Origin of the sequence: Rhizobium ecuadorense (assembly GCF_001187535.1) — a bacterium.
GTDB classification, from domain to species: Bacteria; Pseudomonadota; Alphaproteobacteria; order Rhizobiales; family Rhizobiaceae; genus Rhizobium; species Rhizobium ecuadorense.
In genome coordinates this window covers 1-241 of record NZ_LFIO01001890.1, presented here as the reverse complement: position 1 = coordinate 241, position 241 = coordinate 1, and the positions used below count along the sequence as shown (strand labels likewise).

Sequence of the window (241 nt, the reverse complement as noted above, 5' to 3'; positions counted from 1 at the left end):
GTCGCAGCAGGGGAGCGAAGTTCGTTGGAAATACCTGACATTTTCGCCGTCCTTCTCGCCTTCGCCGTGCCCACCGCAAGACCGCTGCGGCTTGCGGCGACCTGCCCCCATATCCCACGTCTTGATCACCTCCCGCGGCGGCGTCAACATCGAAGCACTGGCCATCATCGAGGCGTGGTAAGTGCGGTATCATAAAGAATGCACCGTCTGTAAACCTACCCGGCGCCAAGCGGCATTGCAG

General features: G+C 60.6%; 1 protein-coding gene. It reads left to right on the top strand.

What is annotated here, in order from left to right; all coding sequences use genetic code 11:
- Nucleotides 1–181: hypothetical protein (locus AF337_RS44845; protein ID WP_210168098.1), on the top strand; the 181-nt coding region annotated here is incomplete at its 5' end.
- Between the last annotated feature and the right edge of the window lie 60 nt (nucleotides 182–241).